This is a genomic window from Thiohalorhabdus sp. Cl-TMA (assembly GCF_041821045.1).
Classification (GTDB): domain Bacteria; phylum Pseudomonadota; class Gammaproteobacteria; order Thiohalorhabdales; family Thiohalorhabdaceae; genus Thiohalorhabdus; species Thiohalorhabdus methylotropha.
Genome location: NZ_JBGUAW010000008.1, coordinates 21688 through 35759, shown reverse-complemented (window position 1 = coordinate 35759; position 14072 = coordinate 21688). Strand labels below are relative to the sequence as shown.

General features: G+C 62.8%; 15 protein-coding genes and 4 tRNA genes. 6 read left to right on the top strand and 13 right to left on the bottom strand.

Going from position 1 to position 14072, the window contains the following annotated elements:
- The first annotated feature begins 80 nt into the window (after nt 1-80).
- The 4 genes from ACERLL_RS12125 to ACERLL_RS12110 all read left to right on the top strand — a co-directional run bounded on the left by ACERLL_RS12125 (nt 81) and on the right by ACERLL_RS12110 (nt 3107).
- Nucleotides 81-683 (top strand): TetR/AcrR family transcriptional regulator, encoded by a 603-nt coding sequence (locus ACERLL_RS12125; protein WP_373656358.1) that lies wholly within the window; start codon nt 81-83, stop codon nt 681-683.
- 78 nt (nt 684-761) lie between these two features.
- Complete coding sequence (locus tag ACERLL_RS12120; protein ID WP_373656357.1) at nt 762-1316, top strand: carboxymuconolactone decarboxylase family protein; 555 nt, start codon at nt 762-764, stop codon at nt 1314-1316.
- A 108-nt stretch (nt 1317-1424) separates the two neighbouring features.
- Complete coding sequence (locus ACERLL_RS12115; protein WP_373656356.1) at nt 1425-2189, top strand: peroxiredoxin-like family protein; 765 nt, start codon at nt 1425-1427, stop codon at nt 2187-2189.
- 201 nt (nt 2190-2390) lie between these two features.
- A complete protein-coding gene (locus tag ACERLL_RS12110) occupies nt 2391-3107 on the top strand; it encodes a haloacid dehalogenase type II (protein WP_373656355.1) in 717 nt (238 codons plus the stop codon).
- Between the two features lie 176 nt (nt 3108-3283).
- Here the strand turns inward: ACERLL_RS12110 and ACERLL_RS12105 are convergent, their stop codons facing one another.
- Nucleotides 3284-3661: a hypothetical protein gene (locus ACERLL_RS12105; RefSeq protein ID WP_373656354.1), complete on the bottom strand. Its 378-nt coding sequence runs from the start codon at nt 3659-3661 to the stop codon at nt 3284-3286.
- A 132-nt stretch (nt 3662-3793) separates the two neighbouring features.
- On the opposite strand from ACERLL_RS12105, the gene ACERLL_RS12100 reads away from it, so the two are divergent.
- Nucleotides 3794-4702, top strand: a complete 909-nt coding sequence (locus tag ACERLL_RS12100) for an AraC family transcriptional regulator (protein ID WP_373656580.1) — start codon at nt 3794-3796, stop codon at nt 4700-4702.
- A 26-nt stretch (nt 4703-4728) separates the two neighbouring features.
- Here the strand turns inward: ACERLL_RS12100 and ACERLL_RS12095 are convergent, their stop codons facing one another.
- From ACERLL_RS12095 to ACERLL_RS12075, 5 genes are all read right to left on the bottom strand, one after another.
- Nucleotides 4729-6348, bottom strand: a complete 1620-nt coding sequence (locus ACERLL_RS12095) for a putative bifunctional diguanylate cyclase/phosphodiesterase (protein WP_373656353.1) — start codon at nt 6346-6348, stop codon at nt 4729-4731.
- 44 nt (nt 6349-6392) lie between these two features.
- Complete coding sequence (locus ACERLL_RS12090; protein ID WP_373656579.1) at nt 6393-6911, bottom strand: HvfX family Cu-binding RiPP maturation protein; 519 nt, start codon at nt 6909-6911, stop codon at nt 6393-6395.
- A gap of 200 nt (nt 6912-7111) precedes the next feature.
- Nucleotides 7112-7378 carry an HvfA family oxazolone/thioamide-modified RiPP metallophore gene (locus tag ACERLL_RS12085; protein WP_373656352.1) on the bottom strand — a complete coding sequence of 89 codons (267 nt, stop codon included), beginning with the start codon at nt 7376-7378 and terminating at the stop codon, nt 7112-7114.
- 362 nt (nt 7379-7740) lie between these two features.
- Complete coding sequence (locus ACERLL_RS12080; protein WP_373656351.1) at nt 7741-9084, bottom strand: glycoside hydrolase 100 family protein; 1344 nt, start codon at nt 9082-9084, stop codon at nt 7741-7743.
- Between the two features lie 201 nt (nt 9085-9285).
- Entirely contained in the window at nt 9286-11019 is a 1734-nt protein-coding gene (locus ACERLL_RS12075) for a methyl-accepting chemotaxis protein (RefSeq protein ID WP_373656350.1), read from the bottom strand.
- On the opposite strand from ACERLL_RS12075, the gene ACERLL_RS12070 reads away from it, so the two are divergent.
- A complete protein-coding gene (locus ACERLL_RS12070; RefSeq protein WP_373656349.1) occupies nt 11002-11154 on the top strand; it encodes a hypothetical protein in 153 nt (50 codons plus the stop codon). The two genes, ACERLL_RS12075 and ACERLL_RS12070, sit on opposite strands and share 18 nt — an antisense overlap.
- Nucleotides 11155-11279: 125 nt before the next feature.
- Here ACERLL_RS12070 and ACERLL_RS12065 read toward each other — a convergent pair whose 3' ends face one another.
- From ACERLL_RS12065 to ACERLL_RS12035, 7 genes are all read right to left on the bottom strand, one after another.
- Nucleotides 11280-11945 (bottom strand): anti-sigma factor, encoded by a 666-nt coding sequence (locus ACERLL_RS12065; RefSeq protein WP_373656348.1) that lies wholly within the window; start codon nt 11943-11945, stop codon nt 11280-11282.
- Nucleotides 11946-12019: 74 nt separating this feature from the next.
- A complete protein-coding gene (locus ACERLL_RS12060; protein WP_373656347.1) occupies nt 12020-12673 on the bottom strand; it encodes a sigma-70 family RNA polymerase sigma factor in 654 nt (217 codons plus the stop codon).
- 544 nt (nt 12674-13217) lie between these two features.
- Nucleotides 13218-13306: transfer RNA gene (locus ACERLL_RS12055), tRNA-Ser, on the bottom strand.
- 53 nt (nt 13307-13359) lie between these two features.
- Nucleotides 13360-13443: transfer RNA gene (locus ACERLL_RS12050), tRNA-Leu, on the bottom strand.
- A 68-nt stretch (nt 13444-13511) separates the two neighbouring features.
- A tRNA-Gly gene (locus tag ACERLL_RS12045) sits at nt 13512-13587 on the bottom strand.
- A gap of 37 nt (nt 13588-13624) precedes the next feature.
- Nucleotides 13625-13698: transfer RNA gene (locus tag ACERLL_RS12040), tRNA-Gly, on the bottom strand.
- A 77-nt stretch (nt 13699-13775) separates the two neighbouring features.
- The gene (locus tag ACERLL_RS12035) at nt 13776-14072 is read right to left on the bottom strand and encodes a hypothetical protein (RefSeq protein ID WP_373656346.1); all 297 of its coding nucleotides are present in this window, start codon (nt 14070-14072) and stop codon (nt 13776-13778) included.

Below are 14072 nucleotides of genomic sequence, written 5' to 3'. Positions count from 1 at the left end.
TTACCGGTCTGCCGGAATGGGTTGACGGCGGGAGGTAAAAGGGCGAGTCTTTATAGACAACCAGTCAAATAGAGGTAGTCATGGGCCGCCCCAGCACCGCAAGAGAGGATTTGGTCACTACGGCCGCCAACGAGCTTTGGCAGGGTAGCTACGGTTCGGTGAGTGTTGGGTCCTTGTGCTCGTCCGCCGAGGTCAAGCGGGGCAGCTTTTACTACTTCTTCGACTCCAAAGACGACCTAGTCTTGGCAGCGTTGGAGCACTCCTGGAAGCGAATGCAAGGTCGGTTCGAGCGCATTCTCGGTGACGAGACAATTCCTCCCTTGCAGCGCCTATCCCATTTTTTCCATGCCCTGGCGGATGTACACGAGCAATACCGGAGGGAGTCGGGTCACGTCCCGGGGTGCCCATTCGGGAATTTATCGGTGGAGCTCGGTAGTATCCATGATCCGATCCGGGAGCGGGTATCGGATATCTTTGGCAGGATCGTCGGATACTTAGCCGAACTACTGCACGCAGCTAGGGATGCCGGTGAGCTAGAGGCAAATTCTTCCGAGATCGAGCGCCGGTCGGAACAAATCTTCGTATGCTTGCAAGGGGCCCAAGTTCTGGCCAAGACCCATTCCGACCCTGAGGTTATACGCCGCATGGCTCCTGTTGCGGTGGCTATCGCTACAGGCTTTTGAAGGGGAAGAGGGCAAGGAGTAGCGGCGTTTTTTTAATCTCTAGTAGACGACCGGTAAACTACTAAGTCTGGAGGCTTCATGAGCGACTACCCAGTTCACACTCCCGAATCCGCCCCTAACGAGGCTGGCGACTTCATGCGCGAGCTGGAAAAGGGGTATGGATTCATTCCCAACTTGGCAGGCGTAATGGCCACTGCCCCCGCCCTCGTGCAGGGATACTTCAACCTCAATCAACTCTTCGAGAAGACCAGTCTTTCCGCCCCGGAGCGCCAGGTGGTCCTGCTGGCCGCAAGCTTCACCAACACCTGCGACTACTGCATGAGTGTTCATACTGCCCTGGCCGAGATGGCGGGGGTCCCCGAGGATTGCATCGCCGAGTTGCGCCAGGGGAGTCCCTTGCCCGATCAACGCCTGAACGCCTTGCGGCGCTTTACTCAGGCCGTGGTGGAAGACCGAGGGCACATGCCCGAGTCCCAGCTTCAGGCCTTCTACGAGGCCGGGTTTACTCCGCAGAACGTCCTGGAGGTGGTGCTGGGGGTAGGTATGAAGACCCTGTCCAACTACACCAATCATATTGCCGAGACCCCGTTGGACAAGGCCTTCGCAGGCAAGGAGTGGAATCCGCCAGTTTGATTCCCTCATCGGCTTCAGTGCGGAACAGGGCAGCAGTCCGCCCATCCCGTTGGGGAACTGCCGGAAGACCCCCGAAAGAGGGGACGGTCGAAGTACAGGAGGACGTCTATGCGAAAGAGGATTTTGCCCCTTGCCCTGGGTAGCCTGGCACTCCTTTCCGGAGGATTGGGGGCGGCTAGTGCCGACGAGCAGTCGGTACCGGATCTGGATGAGCGAATCGACAGCTATCAGCAGGAGCGTCGGGAGGAGGGTGAGCAGCTAAATCCCGCCACCCGCGAGACCGTACAGCGCTCCATGGAGCAGGTCCGCGAGGAGCTGCCTGATCCGGGCTTGAAGGTCGGAGCCGAGGCGCCGGGGTTCAGGCTCCCCAATGCCTTTGGCGAGCCCATAAGCCTTGCGGAGTACCTGAAGAAAGGTCCGGTCGTCCTTACCTTCTACCGGGGAGCTTGGTGTCCGTACTGCAATCTGGAGCTGCGGGCCCTGAAGGAAAGCCTGCCCGCCTTCCGCAAGCACGGCGCCCGTGTCCTCGCTGTCACTCCCCAGAAGCCTGGGCGCTCCCTTGAGCAGGTCAAGGAGGACGGCTTTCCGTTCGAGATCTTGAGTGACCTGGATAGCCGGGTAATGCGTGACTATCGCCTGCTCTTCCAGGTTCCTGAGGATCTGGTGGCGGTGTACAAGCGGGAGCTCGGGCTCGATCTGGCCGACTACAACGGCGATGGGCGCCATGTCCTGCCCGTGCCCGGCACTTTCGTGATCGACCGGCAAGGAATTGTCCGGGCCGCCTTCGCCGAGGTGGATTACAAGCAGCGCATGGAGCCGACAGCCATCCTTAAGGCCTTGCGCCGATTACCCGCCCCCGAAGACCAAGAATAGAGAAGGAACCGAAGAGCCATTCCCTACCTGAACGACAGCCGTTGAAGGATGGCCCAAAGATTGTCGTGGTGTATGCAGTCTGGATGTTGCCTGGTCTGGAAGTACCCAATAATCGCATACCCATCCAGGCTTCCTACTTCGTCCATTCCTGCCCAACCGATTGCCGTGTAATCAATCGCTTCCCCAGGGATTGCTAATAAAATGCCCCTCTTCGTTTTTGACCTCAATGAGACCCTGCTTGACCTGAAAGGGCTCGACCCGGCCTTCGAGGCGGTTTTCGGCGATGCCCGAAAGCGCACGGAATGGTTCGGGCAGGTGGTCGTTTCGACCCTTACCCTTGGTGCAACGGGCCGATACCGCCCTTTCAATGAGGTAGGCAGCTCCGCCCTTCGTAAACTAGGCGAGCGGCATGGCATTGCCATTGGAGCGGAAGAAACTGCCCGGGTGACGGAGGCGCTTCGCCGGCTCCCGCCCCATCCGGAGGTTACCGATGCCCTCGCCGAGCTGCGGTGGGAGGGCCACCATCTGGCCGTGCTGACCAACTCCCCGACCACGGTGATGGAAGCGCAGCTCGCCAATGCGGGCTTGGATGCCTTTTTCACCGACAGGATTTCGGTGGAGGAGGCGGGCGCGCTCAAGCCCGCACCCTTGGTGTATCGGAATGCGGCGGAGCGCTTGGGCGTCGCTCCGGAAGAGATGGTGATGGTGCGCCGCGCACGGTTGGGATCTTGCCGGTGCCGCGGCTGCGGGCTGCCGCTCCGCCTTCATTGCCCGGCCCGGCCAGGTCCCCGAGGATTTGGCGCCTGCCCCCGATATCCAGGCCCCGGACCTCCAGAGCCTTATTGGCCGCATGGATGTCCTGGCCCGCCTGGCGTAGCGGCCCCATACCATGCGGCTTCCGGATGTGCCCCGGGGTGAAGCCTGGGGACCCAAGAAGCGGTCTCCGGGCCGGAGATCGCCAGCCATGTTTCTGTGGTCTTGGTACAGCCCGTAAGACCCGGATTCTTGCCGCCTCCGTGCCCGGTTAAAGGGGGCGGGCGGCAGGCTGATTCGAAAAGACCGGCCCTCTGGGCCGGCCCTTTCGTGCCGGAGGTTCAGTCGGTGGTGATGTTGTCCAGGTTGTACCAGGGCGTGGGGTTGATGGGGCACCGGTAGCGGACCCCGGCTTCGCCCACTCGTACCGTGGCGCTCTTGGTATGTCCCGGTTTCAGCGGGAATTTGGCCAGGGTCTCGTGGCTTTCCATGTGCTGGACCTGGAACCCCACCACCTTGGGCGCCTTATTGGTGACCACGAATTTGTACCGGCCCGGTTGCAGTCCGCCCAGGGTATCCTCGGCGGCGAAATAGCCGTTGTACTCGTCCAGGTGGATAACGGTTACGCCATCCACGGTCTCCGGTTTCCCGGCCTGGGCCGTGGTGGTGGTCAGCAGGACGGCCAGGGCCATTCCGAGCAGCGCGGTGAATCTTCTCATGGTTACCTCCCTTGGATGAATGACCGGGCGAGGCCCGGGGTATTGCGGGATAGTCTGGGCGGTCCGGCGGAAAGGAGCTATGTCCATTTCGGCTGTTTTTATGTCTGAAAATCCAGAAAAAAGGCCACTGCCATCGACCCGCTAAGCGATGTCCTCCGCAACCTTCGGCTCCGGGCCCGGGTCATTCTGCACGCTGATTTCTGTGGTCACTGGGCGGTGGATACCTCGGGGCAATATGCCGCCACCTTCCACCTTGTTGCCGGAGGGCGCGCCTGGCTGCATCGCGAAGGCCGGAAGCCGCTGGCTCTGGGGGGCGGGGAGCTGGTGGTGTTCCCGCACGACGCTCGCCATGTGCTCAGCCACTCGCCAGAGCCCCCAGATCCATTCCCACGCAACCGAATCGGCGGGGTTGAGGAGGGGGCAGCGACCCGGCTGGTATGCGGCTATATCGAGTTTGAGCACGCTGGGGTCAACCCGGTCCTGGAGGCCTTGCCGGACATGCTGCATTTGGATCCTGCAAGGGAGAGGGCGGGACTGGAAGGAATTTGGCAGCTCTTGATGGTGGAGCTGGAGCGGGAGCGTCCGGGTGGCGAGGCCGCGGTCGACCGCTTGGCCGACCTTTTGTTCATTGAAGTTGTTCGGATTTTCATGGAAGGCTGGACAGAGCAGGTCGGTTTTTGGGCCGCGGTGAGGGATCCGGCTCTGTGCCGGGCCCTTGCCGCGATCCATGGGGACCCTGGACACCCCTGGCAGGTGGAGGAGCTGGCGCGAAAAGCGGCACTCAGCCGCTCCGCCTTCGTGGATCGGTTCCGGCGTTTTTTGGACAGAACCCCGGCCCAGTACCTGACGCAATGGCGCATGCAGTTGGCCGCGGAACGCTTGCGGAATGGAGGGGAGTCAGTGATCGCCGTTGCCGAGTCGCTCGGATATACCAGTGAGGTTGCATTCCGCAAGGCCTTTCGCCGTGAGGTGGGGTGCGGGCCCGGACGGTTGCGGCGGGAGCAGGCCGAGCCCCTGGACGAGGAGGCGGGAGGGCTATGACTCGGAAGGGATCCCCCGCTTGTAACCTACAGCCAGGCTTCGGCCTCGGGTGCGGGCAGGGCGGGGGCGAACCGGAAACCCTGGACGTATGCGGCCCCGGCGCCACGGACGAGCTCCAATTGCTCATCGGTCTCTACGCCCTCCGCCACCACAGCCAGGCCGAGGCTTTCGGACATGGCCATGATGGCGCGTACAAGCTCAAAGGAGCGTGAATGGGTGGGGGCGTCGACGACGAAAGCCCGGTCCACCTTCAGGGTATCGAAGGGAAAGCGGTGGAGGTGCGACAGGGAGGAATAGCCGGTTCCGAAGTCGTCAATGCTCAGGCTGCAGCCGATTTCCCGCAAACCTTCCAGGTTGCCCCGAACCCAGTCGGGGTCCCCAACCAGCGCGGACTCGGTGAGCTCCAGGCGGATCCAGGCCGGTTCGCAGTCCACCTCCTGCAAGATGGTCTCCACTTTCTCGACCAGACCCGCCTCGACTACCTGCTGGGGCGCCAGGTTGACGCTGACCGTGGCGGGACTGGCGGTCCCCCGGTTCCAGACGGCAGCCTGTTGCGCTGCCTGTTCCAGCACCCGCCAGCCCAGGCGCCCCACCAGGCCCGCATCCTCGGCCAATGCGATGAAAGCCCCCGGTCCCAGCCGGCCAAAGTCGGGGTGGTTCCAGCGGACAAGGGCCTCGAAGCCGACGGCCACCGGCTGGATCTCTGGCAGGGTCAGGATGGGCTGGTAATGGACAACCAGCTGCCCATCGGCCTCCAGCGCGGCGCCCAGATCGGTCTCCAGCCGCAAGCGGTCCCGAAACGCTTTTTGCAGGGATTCATCGAATACCCGCTCGCGGCCGGGTCCGGTGCTCTTGGCCCGCGCCATGGCGCTGTGGGAATCCCGCAGTAGCCCCGCACCGTCGCGGCCGGACCATCCGAGGACGATGCCGACGCTCAAGGAAATGGGGAAGGGGGCCCGCTCGGAGCACACGGGGCTGGAAAAGGCCTGCTGGATACGGGCCGCCTCCGACCGAGCCGCGTTCATATCCGCGATATCGGGAACCACCACGGCAAATTCGTCTCCGTGCACGCGTGCCACGAACCCTCGGGGGAACAGTCCGGACAGACGCTCGGCCACGGCGGAAAGCACACGGTCCCCTTGGGTATGCCCCAGCCCGGAAACGATGTTTTTGAAGCGGTCGGCCCCCAGGTAGAGGAGGGCGAAGGCGGAGGTGGCCGTCTCGTGCGGCCAGGTGCGCTCCAGATATTGAAGGAGGTGTGTCCGGTTGGGCAGGCCGGTGAGCAGGTCGTAATACGCCAGATGCCGAAGGCGCATGCGGGCTTCGTGGGCATCGGTGTCATCGGTGGCATACAGGTGCAGACAGCCGGTCTCCATATCCGGGACCAGGCGGAAGCTGAACAGACGATCGGCAACGGGGGCATTGAGCTCTACCGCCTCTTCTCCCGCCATTACTTCCGATACGGCCTGGCGCCAAGCAGGGGGCAGGGGGCCGCCCTCGACGGCGTCCCACCCCCGGAGCAGGACCGCGGCGGCCTCGTTGGCATACGCAATTTCCCCGTCAGTGGTGACCGCCATGACGGGTTCCGGATTGATCTGCGGGAAGCGGGCCAGGGCCGGGAGGGATTGCAGTTGGGAACCGGACATTAGAGGTCCTCGGTAACGAATCCAACGAATAGCGCTACGCCTTCCTACTCCAGACGGTTGGCCGCGGGCCCGGCGGGAGACGGGGCGTGGCGGGGCCGCCGATTCCAGAAACGGTTCATCCGGGTGCTGATCGGATAATCCAGGCTCAGTTTGCCGCCGCCCTTCAGGAGCAAGGGGAGCAACATGACCAGGAACAGCAAGGGCAGCTTCCAGCCATTGTCGCTTACGTTGTACCCGTGGCCGGCGTGGACGCTGACCCACGCTACGAGATCCAGAATAATCAGTACCAGAGCAGCCGGACGGGTCGCGAGGCCCAGAAGCAGCAAGACCGCGCCGATCAGCTCCGCCCACATGGCGATGATCCAGTTCAGCGCGTCGGGAAGCACGTTGAACGGGAAGGGATAGTCAAGAGCCGCGAACCATCCGGGTGCCGGGCCGAAGGCGCCGTTGGCCATGAACTTCATGACCCCGGACTCCCAGAATTCGTAGGCCAGTACCAGCCGCAGCCCCAACGGGGCCAGGTAGTCACCAACCCGGTCAAGGCCGGAGTACAGGCCCAGCATGCGCGCCATCCATTTATCCATTGTTTCCGTCCCTCGTGCTCTCGTTCCGGGGAGCATCCTCTCCCGAAAGCCGCGTCAAAGTGTCCCGGGTAAACGGGATACAATTTCCACTGTGCGGATGCCCCATAGGTACCCGTTTAATTAGCCGGGAGCGGGCCTAGGGCCCGCCCCCAGCTCGTCCTTATGGAATCTATGCGGACTCAACCGCTAGCGCACTTGCCCTCTCCGCATTTGCCTTCCCCGCCTTTTTTGTCGCCGTCATCTTTGCCGTCACCCTTGCTCCCGCATTTCCCTTCGCCGCATTTTCCCTCCGCGGCGGCGACGGAGTAGCCGCTTCCGAGGTCCGCGACCATGAAGGGATTGGCGCTGTCGGCTGCGGCCGGGCTGGGGGAAAGGGCCAGGCTGACCGCGAAGGCAGCGCCAGCGGCGCTTAGGTAGGCGGTGTTTTTCTTGAAATTGACGGACATGGTGCTGCCTCCAGATGGACAGTTGGTTCCAAGGGGGCCCGTATGGGCCCGGTGCATATAGATATACGGAGACCCAACGGCTGCGGATTCGCCTCCGGATTTTTCATGGGAGTGATTTGCCTTTTTTAGGAATCTCGGGCGTTTCTACGGTTTAGCCTCTGTCCGGCCGTTGTGGCCTTTGAGTGAGGAGGGGGCAGCGGTCAGTTCCGAATCCTCGGTCAGAGGAGTCGGGCTTTTCTGGGGCGTGCTTGTATTGTCCCTGGAGCCGGCTGGGAGCTTTTTCCTCAGCGGTTCGCAGGTATGGAATAGCCCTTTGGAAAATGCGCAAGGGGACCACCGATGACCATGATTCGGTGGCGGATTCAGAAGGTGCAGTCCTCGGCCGTAATGTTATCGGCGAAGGTGATGGCATCCATCAGGGCTGGCTCCGCCAGCAGGTGGTCAGCCAGCAGGCTCCCGGCGATGGTCCAGGTCTGATATAGGCGCGCTTCTTTCCCCACCAGGCGGCCCCGTCGACTGTCGAAATATTCCGGCCATTGCGTGGCCTGCAGCCGCGGGGCTGCATTTTCCAGGGCGGAGCGGGCCAGCGCCGTTTGGCCATAACGTAGCCCCGCGGCGGCCAGGATCCACAGGAGTACCGGCCAGCTGCCCCCATTGTGGTAGGACCAGGGAATGTTCTTGGGGTCGCTGCCCGTGACGGTGCGCCAATCCTGGCCTTCTAGAGCGGGGAAGCACAGCTTGAGTGGCATATCCGCCACGAGGTCGTCGGCCTTGGCGGTTACCAGAGCCAGAATGGCCTCTCCTTGTTTTTTGTTGGCCAGCCCGGAGATCACGGCCAACAGGTTACCCAGGGAAAAGAATCGGAAATCCATCCGCGAAGGCCCCAAATTCCCAACCAGGTAGCCGCCCTCCTCCGGCAGCCAGTCGGGTAGCCAGTCGGGGATGGAAGCGGGCAAGATGTTGAAGGCGTTGCTTCCCGCAACCCCGTATTCCTCGGTGCTGGCCCGGTAAATGCGGTTGAGCGCGGCTAGATCCAGCCAGTAATAGGTGCGCACGTAATGGATCAGCTTGCCCAGGCGGTCCCGTACCGCCTCGCGGTAGGGCAAGCTCTCCTCGCAGTCACCGAGCAGTTCGTCGGCGGAGCGCAGAGCCATATAGAACAGTACCTGGACTTCCAGGGGGTATCCGTAGACACCGAGCCGCCGGTCCACCATGAATGATCCATCGGGGACGAGCAGGGTGGGGTACATGTCAAACCGCCCGATCAGGCATAGCTCGAGGACGCGCTTTATGGCCTCCTGAAACTCGGTCCGGGCCGCCAATTCCCGATCGCCGGTTGCGCGGGTGTAGACCCGCAGCAGGTAGAGCCACCAAAGGCTGGAATCCACCGGGGCAATCCGGGCGATGGCCTGGCCTCCATAATCCGGCACAAGTCGGGTACCGTCATCGCTTACCTTGAAGCTGGCGGGAATCAGGCCGGCACCCGGGCGATAGCAGTCCATGGAGCGCTCCTTGGCCTGCAGTTGGCAGCAACGCTCCAGGAAGCGGTGAACCAAGGCCGGCTCCCCGGTAGCCAGGAAGTACAAGGCCACGGGAATGAAATCCCGTACGAAGATCTGATCGTAGTTGAGAAGCCCACGCGCGGGATCGGAGGCGGCCAGGGTTCCGATCGGGTCCCCGCGATAGGTAACGAACGCCTGTTTCAACAAGCGTTGGCCCTCCTGGCGTGATCGGGACGCCATTACGGCATCATTCGGTGCGATTGGGCCTTGCATCTCGGTCAGCTCCCGGGCTGGTTTGCATCACAGCCGCCGAGTGGTACGGCGTGAGCTCCGCATTTATCAATACCCCTGTCCTTCTCGCCCGCCTCATGGCCCCAGGAGCCTCGTCCCGGCAGCGGGACAGAGCTAAGAATGGGCTGGCTGGGGCCCCTCCTTCGGCCGAAAGCGGGTCGTAACGGCCTGTAGCTCATCGGCGAGCGCACCGATCTCCGTGGCCGTGCCCTGGATGGCGGCCACCTGGTCGGCCACCTGGTCGGTGTGGTTGCTGATGACCTGCATGTTGTCCGTGGTCTCGCCCATGGTGGCGGCCAGCTCCTCCGCGCTTGCGGCAATCTGGTCGGCGGAGCGATCGATCTCGCTGACGCGCTCAAGAATGGCATCCATGCGCTCCAGGACCTGGTTCATTGCCTCCTCGGACTCTTTCGAATGCCCCTGGACCTCGCCGACAATGTTTCCGACCTGGCCGGTGGCCTGACGGGTTTGCTCGGCCAGCTGCCGGACCTCGTCGGCGACCACCGCGAAGCCCTTGCCCTGATCACCGGCATTTGCGGCCTCGATGGCGGCATTGAGCGCCAGCAAGTCGGTCTTCTTGGCCACGGTCTGGATGGAGTTGAGGATCTCATCAGCGCGACCGCTGGCTTCCCTGAGTGCCCGGATCTTGTTCGCGGCCTCATCCACTGCCTGCTTGCCCTGCCGGGTGGTCTGGGCGGTTTCGGTGGCCGATTCCGATACACCCGTTATGTTGCCGGCCACCTCTTGGACAACGCCGTTGACCTCCTCGGCCGAGGTGGTCATTTGCTGCACCTGTTCCCGGGCCTCGTTGGCGCCCCCCGCGATGGCCTCGGCTCCTGCGGTCAGATTCGAGCGCCCGCGAGTAAGGTCATGGGTCTTGTCATCCAATGTGGCCACCACCTCCTGGAGGGCATCCAGGAAGGTGTTGAACGCCTGCCCCAGTTGGGCGACCTCGTCGCGGCCATTGGCTTCGATGCGGAGAGACAGGTCCCAGCGCTCCGACTGGGTGATGCGCTGCGTCATTCCCGCCGCATCCTGCAGGGGACGCACGATACTGCGCCCAACGGCGGCCACCAGACCGATGGTCGCCAGCACGATTAATCCCGCGAACCCGGAATACCCCCAAAGGGCCAGCTGGGCCGCGGCTACCCGCCGGTCGGCCTGGGCGGCCAGCTCAGAGGCCACATGGTCCGCCACTTCCTGGATCCGCTTGATGCGCTGCGAGGCAAGGCGGAACCAGGCATCGGCCTCCGGTCCCGAGCCCACCTCCTTGGAAGTGTTTAGGAAATCTTCTCGAATCTGGCGGACCCGCTCCACTGCGTCGGCCTGTAGGTTGCGCTCCAGAAAGTCCCGTTGGCCCGAAGTGGCATTCAGGGAAAAGGTTTCCCGGTAACGGTCCTGGGCTCGGGCGAAGCCGCGGATGGCGAGGAATTGACTCGGGGTGGTCTCTCCCGCCGCGAAGGCCTCGGTAAGCTTGCCGCGGGCCTTTGCCGCCTGTTCCTGCAGGCCGATCACCCCGTATAGGGAGCGTAGCTGCCGGGCCAAGGCGGCCTCGTCGATCCTGCCTGCTACCTGTCGCAAAATGTGCAGGGCATTGGCGTTTAGGTCGGAATAAAAGGCAAACACTTTTTCGGGGTGGCGCCCGTTATCCACCCAATGGCGGACCTCGCTGCGGCGTTGGAATGCCTGCCGCAGTTGGTGGATGGGCTCCTTCAAGTAACCGGTGTCGAAATAGGGAAGTCCCTCGCGAAAGAGGGTGTTCAGCTCGCGGGCGGCGCGATCGGCGTTTTCCCGGGAAGTGGGGAGCTCCTGGGAAGCCGTGCCTCCCGATTGCTGGAGAACACCCACGGACTGGTCCCGTTCAACCCCGTGGGTCTGGATCACCGCGTGCAAGTGCTGGGCAAGACGCCCGGCATCCTGGACCGCATGAGCCCGTGCCGCTTCTTCCAACTGGGCCTGGATCTGAGTCAGGACCAGAAGTAATACCGCAGCCAGCGGAAGTCCGGACAAAAGGGCTAATTTCGGGCGGATAGGGAGCCTCCTCAGCCAGGCACCGGTACTTACCATACATCCTCCCTGTTTCTAGGCGGGGACCCCGCCTGGTTGCGTTATAGTCGGGTCCAGTTGCCCTGGTAAATCAGCCGCCCACGGGGCCCTTCTTGGGGAAGGTCGCCGGCCGGCTCGACGCTGACCGCCAGGCGGGCCCGGTCCAAAGGCATATTTTCCGGAATGCGGAAAGTAGAGCTCCCCTTCTCTTCGGGAAGAATGGCAATTCTGCGCACTTCCTTCCCACCGTCCCACTGCAGCCAAAGCGGGCAGACGCGTCCCGGGCCCATCCCCGGTGCCTGCACAGTCCGCACGCGCAGCAATCCTGCAGGCGACCCGGTACTCAGAACCCAGACAGGTTCCTGTCGTGCATTACTGATCACTGCGATGCGTTCCGGAGCCAAGCCCGGGTGTACTCCCAGCCCGGACCAGGAAACGAATGCGAGTAGTAGGAGGGCGGCGGCCGCCAGGCCGCGCCAAAACGCCAGGCTATCCCACCAGTGTGAAATCCGCGGCTTGTCGGCTGGAGCGGCCGGCCGCAAGGGATCCGATGTTGGTAGCCGGTCGCGGATATGCGTCCAGACGGCCTCGGGGGGCCGCTCCGGATGGGCCTCCTCGGCCAGGGGGGCCAGGCGTTCTTCCCATTTTTGGGTCTTGATGCGCAAGTCCGCGTCTACCGCCAAGAGCCGTTCAAAGCGGACGCGGGCCTTGCCGTGCAGGGTACCCAAGGCGTAATCGCCAGCCAGGACCTCGCGGGCCTCCGCATTCCAGCGGAATGGGTATACTCCCGGCCTGCCTCCCTTCAGGCTTCCAGGCACTTTCTTAATTTCTCCATCCCCCCTCGAATCCAGGTCTTGACCGTTCCCAGAGGGGCTTGCAGATGTTCCGCTACCTCGGGATAGGCAAGACCGTCGAAGAATGCCAGACGCAGAACTTGTTGCTGGTTCCTGCCCAGCTTCCCGAGGCAAGCGGCCAGCCTCTCTCGTTCACTGAAGTCCAGCCCCGATTCGGGACCTTCGGCATGGTCCATTTGGTCCTTGTGCCGGAACAGCTCCTCGGGGTCATCGAGGACATGCTCCCGGTTGGCGCAACGGATCATGTCCAATGCTCGCCGGCGAACGATTATTCCCATCCAGGTCAAGGGAGCACCGCGAGTCCTTCGATAGCTACCCGAGTGCTCCCAGATCCGGATGTAGGCATCCTGCAAGCATTCCTGAGCCAGGCCTTCGTTTTTCAATATACGCAGCGCAAAGCCATACAGTTTCGCGGAGGTTGCCCCGTAGAGCTGGGCAAAGGCGTCTTGGTCGCCTTGGGCTGATGCCTCGACCAAGGCTGCGAGGTGCTCGAAGTGGTGTTGGGAGGAGGGGGACGGCTGTGAGCTCGACACGGACCTTCGGGGGTCGGTGGCTTGGCGCGCACCGCGGACAAAAAGGGATTGTAGGGCTGTACTGTTCATGACTGAATTCTCCTGGCGAAATCCCCTGGACGCTTGCTCACCGAGCCCTGAAGCAGGAGGCTCAAGCTCCCCAACCCCTTCGTCGAGGGGACCGGGGTATCGATGGCCTTTCCCCGAGCAGAGAATTGGGCCCTGCTTGGGAAATTTTCTGCTTGTGATTTGGCGGAGTTGAGCGGGGTAAAGATTTGAGCTCAAGGTCCGCGCTTTCCTTTCCGCATGGAGTTCGACCCTCGGGTGTTTCGCCGGGAAAGAACCGTTCCATGGCCGGACTTGGGTCAGTAGTTGACCGGTCGGTAAATAATTGCAGAAAGCTAACCCTGCTGCAATCTTCTTTTTGGTGCCCAGACCCCCTAGATTGGGAAGCCTCCCGCAAGATGACCGGTGTCGGTCATTGGAAGTGCTTTAAAGGGCGGAGCGTGAATTCGCACTTTTGGGGTGGGAAAACCCAGTTGGCTAAAGCAATATTTTACGGGGTTTTCCGGGGGGTAGGAGAACAAAAAAAGCGCTCTACCTTTTGGTAGAGCGCTGATTGATCATCAATTTTTGGCGGAGGGGGAGGGATTCGAACCCCCGGACGGCAGTACCGTCACCTGATTTCGAGTCAGGCGCCTTCGTCCACTCGGCCACCCCTCCGGTGCGGGGGATTCCCCGTTACTGCCTGCTTCTGCACCGCGCGAGTCGCGCTCTGGTGGGACGGGCGGGACTCGAACCCGCACACCGGAGGTACTGGATCCTAAATCCAGCGCGTCTACCAGTTCCGCCACCGTCCCACGGAATCGATCGCAAATGGCCCCGCGGCGCTCCGGGCGCCGTGTCCTGCGGACTCGGGGCGGGTATCTGGAGCGGGCGACCGGACTCGAACCGGCGACATCCACCTTGGCAAGGTGGTGCTCTACCAACTGAGCTACGCCCGCCCGGCAACGCGGCTCCGGAATCTCCGGGCCGGAAGAATGGAGCGGGGGACGGGAATCGAACCCGCATCATCAGCTTGGAAGGCTGAGGTTCTGCCGTTGAACTACCCCCGCAACCCGAAGGCGCTAGCATATCGTACTCTGCCGGCGAGGAAAACCACGGTACTCCTGCCCGGCCCGGCAAGCCGGCGCTATTCCGCTCCGGAGCGTGCCGGCAGTTCAATGTCGTAGGCCGTATTCACGCTGGAGGTGTCCAGCAGCAGCTCCAGGGTGTAATCGGCATTCCGGCGCCGGATGTAGAGCATTCCCGGCTCGGCCTCAGCCGGCTTGAGCAGGCCTTCGGCGCCCCGTTTGCGCTCCTCGGCCTTGGCGGTCTCGGGCTCTGCGGCATCGCCTATCTTCGGCATCTTGCCGGAGTCGCTCGCGCAGCCGGCCAGGAGGAGGCCACCGAACAGGGCCGGGAGGTACGTTCCCAGGAATCGACGCAT

Bases quoted from the DNA above. Each gene is read 5' to 3' on its own strand.
- ACERLL_RS12060 (WP_373656347.1), bottom strand. From the start codon at position 12,673: ATGAACAGTACAGCCCTACAATCCCTTTTTGTCCGCGGTGCGCGCCAA.
- ACERLL_RS12085 (WP_373656352.1), bottom strand. From the start codon at position 7,378: ATGTCCGTCAATTTCAAGAAAAACACCGCCTACCTAAGCGCCGCTGGC.
- ACERLL_RS12090 (WP_373656579.1), bottom strand. From the start codon at position 6,911: ATGCTGGGCCTGTACTCCGGCCTTGACCGGGTTGGTGACTACCTGGCC.
- ACERLL_RS12120 (WP_373656357.1), top strand. From the start codon at position 762: ATGAGCGACTACCCAGTTCACACTCCCGAATCCGCCCCTAACGAGGCT.
- ACERLL_RS12105 (WP_373656354.1), bottom strand. From the start codon at position 3,661: ATGAGAAGATTCACCGCGCTGCTCGGAATGGCCCTGGCCGTCCTGCTG.
- ACERLL_RS12095 (WP_373656353.1), bottom strand. From the start codon at position 6,348: ATGTCCGGTTCCCAACTGCAATCCCTCCCGGCCCTGGCCCGCTTCCCG.
- ACERLL_RS12110 (WP_373656355.1), top strand. From the start codon at position 2,391: ATGCCCCTCTTCGTTTTTGACCTCAATGAGACCCTGCTTGACCTGAAA.
- ACERLL_RS12035 (WP_373656346.1), bottom strand. From the start codon at position 14,072: ATGCGTCGATTCCTGGGAACGTACCTCCCGGCCCTGTTCGGTGGCCTC.
- ACERLL_RS12115 (WP_373656356.1), top strand. From the start codon at position 1,425: ATGCGAAAGAGGATTTTGCCCCTTGCCCTGGGTAGCCTGGCACTCCTT.
- ACERLL_RS12125 (WP_373656358.1), top strand. From the start codon at position 81: ATGGGCCGCCCCAGCACCGCAAGAGAGGATTTGGTCACTACGGCCGCC.